Below are 7,609 nucleotides of genomic sequence, written 5' to 3'. Positions count from 1 at the left end.
CTGTAGAACGGGTATTTGGAGTTGGACGCCCAGCCCGAAATCACGACGCCGTAGACGCCGAGCGAACTGGCCGCGAGGATGTAGAGCAGGCCGACATTGATATTCGCCAGCACCATATTGGGCCCGAACGGGATGACCGCCCAGGCGATCAACGCCACGGTAAAGGTGATGATCGGCGCAATCAGGAACAGACCCCGGTTCGCCGAAGACGGGATAATCGTTTCCTGCAGGAACACCTTCAAACCGTCGGCAAAGCTCTGCAGCAAACCCCATGGCCCGACGACGTTGGGCCCGCGGCGCAGTGCGATGGCGGCCCAAATCTTGCGATCGGCATAGATGATCATCGCGACGGCCAGCATCAGCGGCAGAGCGATCATCAGGATGAGGATGGTCGTCGCGACGAACCAGCCGAGGCCGGTGCCGAGCAGACCCTGGAACCATTCGGTCATTCGGCCGCCTCCGCGAATTCCTCGCCATGGATCAGTTCGGCCGAGCAGCGCTGCATCGTGTTGCTGGCGCGGGCGATGCTGTTGGTCAGGTAGAAATCGGCGATCGGATAGGCGATCTCGCCCGACGGCGAACCGGCATCGAGCTTCGGCATGTCCCAGCCATAATCGGCCAGTTCGCCCTCATTGGCGAAGGCCGGCACTTCTGTCGCCATTGCATCGCGCAGCGCATCCAGGCTGTCGAAGGGCAGCGTGTTGCCGAGCACGTCGGAGAGCGCACGGATGATCGTCCAGTCCTCCCGCGCATCGCCGGGCGGGTAGACGGCGCGTTCGCCGGTCTGCACACGGCCTTCCAGGTTCACGTACGTGCCGCTCTTTTCGGCATAGGCGGCGCCGGGCAGGATGACATCCGCCGTCTTCGCGCCAGTCTCGCCATGATGGCCGATATAAACGGTGAAGGTTTTTTCGAGATCGACGCCGCGCGCCTCTTCCGCGCCGAGCAAAAAAAGCAATTCCGGCTTGGCCGCGGCGACGTCCGCCGTGCCGCCCGGCTGCGCCCAGCCCAGCATCAGCGAGGCCATGCGCGCCGCCGAGATGTGCAGCACGTTGAACCCGTTCCAACCGTCTTTCACCAGGCCAAGCGTATCGACCAGCGCAAGACTCGCCGCATGGAGCCCCGGTACAGCGAGCCCGCCGCCGCCGAGAATTACGGCCGGACGCTCGGCATCGGCAAAGGCCTTCGTCACGGCCTCGGGCAGGTTCGCCGCCAGCGCTGCATCATCGCCCAGCCATTCCCCCGGATAGGTCAAATCGACTTCCGGACCGATGGCGAAGACCTTCGCGCCCTTCTTCGCCGCCTTGCGGATGCGCGTATTGACCAGCGGGGCTTCCCAGCGCGGGTTGGTCCCGATGAGCAGAATTACATCGGCGGTCTCGATCCCGGCGATGGTGGAGTTGAAGTTCACCGCCGACAGGCTCGAGGCGTCGTAATCCATGCCGTTCTCGCGGCCTTCGAGCAGGGTCGAACCCATATTTTCGAGCAGTTTCTTCACCGCGAACAGCGATTCCGCCTCGACCAGCGGCCCGGCCACGGCGGCAACCTTGTCGCCCGCCTTTTTCGCCTGCGCGGCGATCGCCTCGAACGCCTCGGCCCAGCTTGCCGGCTGCAGCGCGCCGTCGCGCCGCACCCAGGGCTTGTCGAGACGGCCGCGATACAGGCCGTCGACCGCGTGGCGCGTCTTGTTCGAGGCCCATTCCTCGTTGACGTCCTCGTTCAGCAGCGGGAGCGCGCGGAGCACCTCCCTGCCCCGGCTGTCGAGCCGGATATTGGTGCCGACCGCATCCATGACGTCGATGCTCGGCGTCTTGCGCAACTCCCATGGCCGCGCCTCGAAGGCATAGGGCCGCGCCGTCAGCGCACCGACCGGGCAAAGATCGACGACATTGCCCGAAAGCTCGGACTGGGCCGCATGCTCCAGATAGGTCGTGATCTCCATATTCTCGCCGCGCCCGACCGCGCCGATTTCCTCGACCCCGGCCACTTCCTCTGCAAAGCGGACGCAGCGCGTACAGTGGATGCAGCGCGTCATGATCGTCTTGATCACGGGCCCCATATATTTTTCGGTAACCGCGCGCTTGTTCATCTCGTAGCGCGTATGGCCCTTGCCATAGGCCATCGCCTGGTCCTGCAGGTCGCATTCGCCGCCCTGATCGCAAATCGGGCAATCGAGCGGGTGGTTGATGAGCAGAAACTCCATCACCCCTTCGCGCGCCCGCTTGACCATCTCGGTATTGGTCGAGATTTCCTGCCCGTCGGCCGCCGGCAGCGCGCAGCTCGCCTGCGGCTTGGGCGGCCCCGGCTTCACCTCGACAAGGCACATGCGGCAATTGCCAGCTATGCTGAGGCGTTCATGGTAACAGAAACGCGGGATTTCCTTGCCCGCGATCTCACACGCCTGGAGCACGGTGGCGCCGTCGGGAACCTCGATCTCGCTACCGTCTACGGTGACTTTAGGCATTAGCGCATTCCTCCGGTCAAGGTATCGCCGGACTCGGTTAAACCCTGCGCCTTCCTATAAAGTGCGTCCGCCAGTGCGGCGCGCAGCATCTCCTGACCAAATTGCAGCGTCTGCCCTTCCCATACACAGGGACCGAAAGCATCGCTCAGATCGCCCAACACGGCGCGTTCTTCGGCCGAGGATCGATCCGTACGAAGAAGGGTATCGACATCCAATGGCCGCGCAAACACAACGCAATCACTGAACACGCGAACCATCTCCGCAGAGCGATCTTCGGAACGTGCCAGTCGATTGATCAGCACCTGTTGACCGATTTCAGAACCGGTGCTGTCAGCAACTACCGATGGTGGGCCGTCCGGATAAAGCGACAAATATCGTGTTTGCGCCAGATAGCCGCGCAGGAGCGGTATCGGAACGGTCAGTTGAGCTCGCCCGGGGGCGTCGCCGATCGTAAGCTGGACACAGCGGTGATTGTCCCGGGGCAAGAGTTCGGCATAGGCCGCATTCTCATCGGCCGTACCGGGTTCCGTCCGGAGCAACTCATCGGTTGCATTGGCATTGAATCTGGCGAGGCATTCGCCAAAACGAAATCCTTCCTGCGAGGCTTCGACATTGGACGCGCGCTTTGAAACGCTGGTCGATCCGGCGCCGGCCGCTATCGCTGCCGACGAGAGCACGGACAGTATCAACATGAAGGGCATGCGCAACGTCATTCCGCGGCCTCCTCCGGTTGCCCATGATCGGCCGCAAAAGCGGTCGCGCGATACAAACCGGCGGCCAGGGTCGAACGCAGCATCGGTATGGAAAATTGCAGCGTCGTTCCCTGCACGACGCACGGGCCGATTTCGCTCGACAGCGCTTGCGCAGCGGCAAGCTCTTCTTCCGTACCGACTTCGGTCGTGACAAAGGCACGAACGCTCTCGGGAGCGCGTCGTGCGACGCACAATCCCAGCGATTCGAATGCGTTGCGCGGTGCAATCTCTTCCGAAACAAGCTGATCATCGGTCAGTAGACCAACGGCGGCGACATCGTCATCCGAATATACCGCGCGCAGGAAATGTTCTGCCATACCGCCGACAATGCGCGCATTGTCCGCCCGCAGCTGGAAGCCGATATTGTTCATGCACTCTTCGCCGCCCGAAACGAGCCTTTGCATCCGTTCGCCCTGCTCCTCGCTGCCATAGGCAAGCGCGAGTACGCTGCGCGCTGCGCCGCCACGTCGGTCTGCGACGCATCTGGCGAAAGCATTCGAGGCGCGCTCGACACTCGCCGGATCGTTAGTTCGCAGATCGCGCGGGGCATCCGAACTGCGCCGGATATGCGATCCGACCGATTGCGCCTGAGTAACGATCGGCATGGCGATCGCTCCAATGGCGATAGCGGCAACTAAAATCCTCACTCCGCCGCCTCCAGCACATCGCCGTCATCGTTCGCGCCCGCTTGCTCACGGATGCGGCGTTCGAGTTCGGGGCGGAAATGGCGGATCAGGCCCTGGATCGGCCACGCGGCGGCGTCGCCGAGGGCGCAGATGGTGTGGCCTTCGACTTGCTTGGTGACTTCGTGGAGCATGTCGATATCGGCGATGTCGGCCTTGCCCTCTCGCAACCGCTCCATCATCCGCCACATCCAGCCGGTGCCCTCGCGGCACGGCGTGCACTGGCCGCAGCTTTCATGCTTGTAGAAATAGGAGATGCGGCTGATCGCGCGGACGATGTCGGTCGACTTGTCCATGACGATGACCGCCGCCGTGCCGAGGCCCGAGCCCAGATCCTTGAGCCCGTCGAAATCCATCGGCGCGTCCATGATCTGGTCGGCCGGGACGAGCGGGACCGAAGAGCCGCCGGGGATGACGGCGAGGAGGTTGTCCCAGCCGCCGGTGATGCCGCCGGCGTGCCGTTCGATCAGCTCGCGGAACGGAATGCCCATCGCTTCTTCGACGACGCAGGGCTTTTCGACATGGCCGGAGATCTGGAAGAGCTTGGTGCCCTCGTTCTTCTCGCGCCCGATGCCCGCGAACCACGCCGCGCCGCGCCGCAGGATCGTCGGGACGACGGCGATGCTCTCGACATTGTTGACGGTGGTCGGACAGCCATAAAGGCCCGCACCCGCCGGAAATGGCGGTTTCAGGCGCGGCTGGCCCTTCTTGCCCTCGAGGCTCTCCAGCAAGGCCGTTTCCTCGCCGCAAATATAGGCGCCGGCGCCGCGATGGACGAAGACGTCGAAATCATAGCCCGATCCGCAGGCGTTCTTGCCGAGGAAACCCTTGTCATAGGCTTCGGCGACGGCGGCGAAGAGCGTTTCGGCCTCGCGGATGAACTCGCCGCGGATGTAGATATAGGCCGCGCGCGCACGCATCGCATAGCCGGCGATCAGCGCGCCCTCGATCAGCTTGTGCGGATCGTGGCGGATAATCTCGCGGTCCTTGCACGAACCGGGCTCGGATTCGTCGGCGTTGATGACGAGGAAGCTCGGCCGCCCGTCCTTCGATTCCTTGGGCATGAACGACCATTTGAGGCCGGTCGGGAAGCCCGCGCCGCCGCGCCCCCGCAGCCCGCTCGCCTTGATCTGCTCGACAATATCGTCCTGGCCGATGGCCATCAGGTCCTTGGTCTTGTCCCAGTCGCCGCGTTTGATGGCAGCGTCGATGCCCCAAGGCTGGAACCCGTAGACGTTGGTGAAGATGCGATCCTTGTCGTCAAGCACGGCGCGACCTCATCCATTTGACGAAGAAATACCAGATCGGCGCGGCGATCAGCGAAAAGGCGATGTGCCGCGCCCAGTAAATGTCGTTGCCAAGCATCACGTCGATCACGACGTTCACCGCGATGAAGGCGATGACGAAGGTGATCGTCGCCTGCACGAGAGACATCGGGCGTTTGGGGCCGAGGCGGGCCATTATGCGACACCCCGCATAAAATCGTCACCCTGAACTTGTTTCAGGGTCCATAGGCCGACCGTTTCCTGCTGCGGCGCGACGTTCGGGCATATGGATGCTGAAACAAGTTCAGCATGACGGCTATTGGAAGGTCCGCGCATCACTCCGCCTCCGCCATATGCTTGAGCGTGGTCGGCCCGCCCTCGGGGCAACTCGCCTGCCGGCCCGTCTGCGGGCCCGGCGTGACCGGCTCGTCATTGGCGAGCTTTTCGAGGATATCGGTCATGATGTCGTAGTCGAGATCCTCGAAATTGTCGTCGTTGATCTGGACCATCGGGGCGTTGGCGCAGACGCCGAGGCACTCGACCTCGGTCAGCGTGAACAGGCCGTCGGGCGTCGTCTTGCCCTTGATCATGCCCTTGTTTTTGCACGCGGCGAGCACATCGTCCGACCCGCGCAGCATGCACGGCGTCGTGCCGCAGACCTGCACATGATAGCGGCCGACGGGGACGAGGTTGTACATGGTGTAGAAGGTCGCGACCTCATAGGCCCGCATGTACGGCATGCCAAGTTCGGCGGCGACGAACTCGATCACCGGCACCGGGAGCCAGCCCTGCGTGTTCGTATCGGCGCCGACCTGCCGTTGGGCGAGATCGAGCAGCGGCATCACGGCCGATTGCTGCCGCCCCGGCGGATAGCGCGTGACAATGTCCTTCGCCTTGGCCGCATTCTCTTCGGTCCAGGCGAAATCGCCCCACTTCTCGCGGATCGCTTCGTTTTCGAGCGCCGTGTCGGTGGTCGACTGGGAGAGCTTGTCGTCAGGGAGGATAGTCATTCGTCATCTCCCTCAAAGTGAGCAACAGCACCAACTATTTCGGTTCCTTCGACCACATAGGTGAGTTCCATCAGCTGGTTCTGCACAGCTTCGGACAACGAGCAGTTGTATGTCACATCGACATATTCAACCTGCCTCCCACCTTCGGTTTCGGGGCCGTTTCCAATAGCAGCCTCTTCAAGTTCACAATCCTGATGCAGGGGGAGCGTTACCCATTCGCTCATGTGGCCTCCCACATGACCCATCAGAACCACCGCATCTTCGCTCAACATTTCCAAAGCAGCCGACTGATCACTATCGAGCGCATTATCAAACGCACGAACGATCGAAACGGCGTCGTTCAACTGTGCAGCGCCCTCTTCAACTGATGCAAGGACAACGGGCGCGTTGAGCGCGCTGGCGGCAAAGAATAAGATCACCGGTCGCACTCCCCGAACACCACGTCGATCGCGCCGAGGATGGCGGTCGCGTCGGCGAGCATGTGGCCCTTGCACATGAAGTCCATGGCCTGGAGGTGCGAAAAGGCGGTCGGGCGGATCTTGCAGCGATAGGGTTTGTTGCTGCCGTCGCTGACAAGATAGACGCCGAATTCGCCCTTGGGGCTCTCGGTCGCGACATAGACTTCGCCGGCGGGGACGTGGAAGCCTTCCGTATACAATTTGAAATGGTGGATCAGCGCTTCCATCGATTGCTTCATCTCGGCGCGCTTGGGCGGGACTACCTTGCGATCGAGGCTGGCGATCGGGCCTTCGGGCATTTCGGCGATGCACTGCTTGATGATGCGCGCCGACTGGCGGACCTCCTCGACGCGGACCATGAAGCGGTCGTAGCAGTCGCCCTTGGTACCCACCGGCACTTCGAAATCCATCCGGTCGTACACGTCATAGGGCTGCGACTTGCGCAGGTCCCAGGGAAGCCCCGAGCCGCGGATCATCGGGCCCGAAAAACCCCAGCGGATCGCGTCGTCCTTGCTGACCACGGCGATATCGACGTTGCGCTGCTTGAAGATGCGGTTGTCGACGACGAGGCTCATCGCGTCCTCAAACAGTTCGGGCAGCCGCCCATCGACCCAGTCGCCGATATCGTTGATCAGCTTCAGCGGCGCGTCCTGATGGACGCCGCCCGGGCGGAACCAGGCGCTGTGCATCCGCGCGCCCGACACGCGCTCGAAGAAGTTCATGCAATCTTCGCGCAACTCGAACATCCACAAGTTCGGCGTCATCGCGCCGACATCCATTACATGGCTGCCGAGGTTGAGCAGGTGGTTCGAAATCCGCGTCAGCTCGGCGAACATCACGCGCAGATATTGCGCGCGCAGCGGCACTTCGAGGTTGAGCAACTTCTCGATCGCCAGGACGAAACTGTGTTCCTGGCAGAGCGGCGAAGCGTAATCGAGGCGGTCGAAATAGGGGAGCGCCTGCATGTACGTCTTGTA

9 protein-coding genes are annotated in these 7,609 nt (G+C 62.5%); all 9 read right to left on the bottom strand.

Annotated elements, in window-relative coordinates; translation table 11 throughout:
• A partial coding sequence (locus tag Q0139_RS08315; protein WP_298020029.1) for an NADH-quinone oxidoreductase subunit H occupies positions 1-449 on the bottom strand: 449 nt, incomplete at its 3' end.
• Complete coding sequence (nuoG, locus tag Q0139_RS08310) at positions 446-2,464, bottom strand: NADH-quinone oxidoreductase subunit NuoG (protein WP_298020026.1); 2,019 nt, start codon at positions 2,462-2,464, stop codon at positions 446-448. The genes nuoG and Q0139_RS08315, both read right to left, overlap by 4 nt.
• Positions 2,464-3,177 (bottom strand): hypothetical protein, encoded by a 714-nt coding sequence (locus Q0139_RS08305; RefSeq protein WP_298020023.1) that lies wholly within the window; start codon positions 3,175-3,177, stop codon positions 2,464-2,466. Before Q0139_RS08305 ends, nuoG begins: the two co-directional genes overlap by 1 nt.
• A complete protein-coding gene (locus tag Q0139_RS08300; protein WP_298020020.1) occupies positions 3,174-3,821 on the bottom strand; it encodes a hypothetical protein in 648 nt (215 codons plus the stop codon). Before Q0139_RS08300 ends, Q0139_RS08305 begins: the two co-directional genes overlap by 4 nt.
• Before the next feature lie 38 nt (positions 3,822-3,859).
• Positions 3,860-5,167 (bottom strand): NADH-quinone oxidoreductase subunit NuoF, encoded by a 1,308-nt coding sequence (gene nuoF / locus Q0139_RS08295; RefSeq protein WP_298020017.1) that lies wholly within the window; start codon positions 5,165-5,167, stop codon positions 3,860-3,862.
• Positions 5,160-5,360, bottom strand: a complete 201-nt coding sequence (locus Q0139_RS08290) for a hypothetical protein (protein ID WP_298020015.1) — start codon at positions 5,358-5,360, stop codon at positions 5,160-5,162. The genes nuoF and Q0139_RS08290 overlap by 8 nt, the downstream gene beginning before the upstream one ends.
• Before the next feature lie 139 nt (positions 5,361-5,499).
• Positions 5,500-6,174 carry an NAD(P)H-dependent oxidoreductase subunit E gene (locus tag Q0139_RS08285; RefSeq protein WP_298020012.1) on the bottom strand — a complete coding sequence of 225 codons (675 nt, stop codon included), beginning with the start codon at positions 6,172-6,174 and terminating at the stop codon, positions 5,500-5,502.
• A complete protein-coding gene (locus Q0139_RS08280; protein ID WP_298020009.1) occupies positions 6,171-6,593 on the bottom strand; it encodes a hypothetical protein in 423 nt (140 codons plus the stop codon). The genes Q0139_RS08285 and Q0139_RS08280 overlap by 4 nt, the downstream gene beginning before the upstream one ends.
• A partial coding sequence (locus tag Q0139_RS08275; RefSeq protein WP_298020006.1) for an NADH-quinone oxidoreductase subunit D occupies positions 6,590-7,609 on the bottom strand: 1,020 nt, incomplete at its 5' end. The genes Q0139_RS08280 and Q0139_RS08275, both read right to left, overlap by 4 nt.

Origin of the sequence: uncultured Parasphingopyxis sp. (genome assembly GCF_937129435.1) — a bacterium.
GTDB lineage: Bacteria > Pseudomonadota > Alphaproteobacteria > Sphingomonadales > Sphingomonadaceae > Parasphingopyxis.
This window is presented reverse-complemented; position numbering and strand designations above follow the sequence as displayed.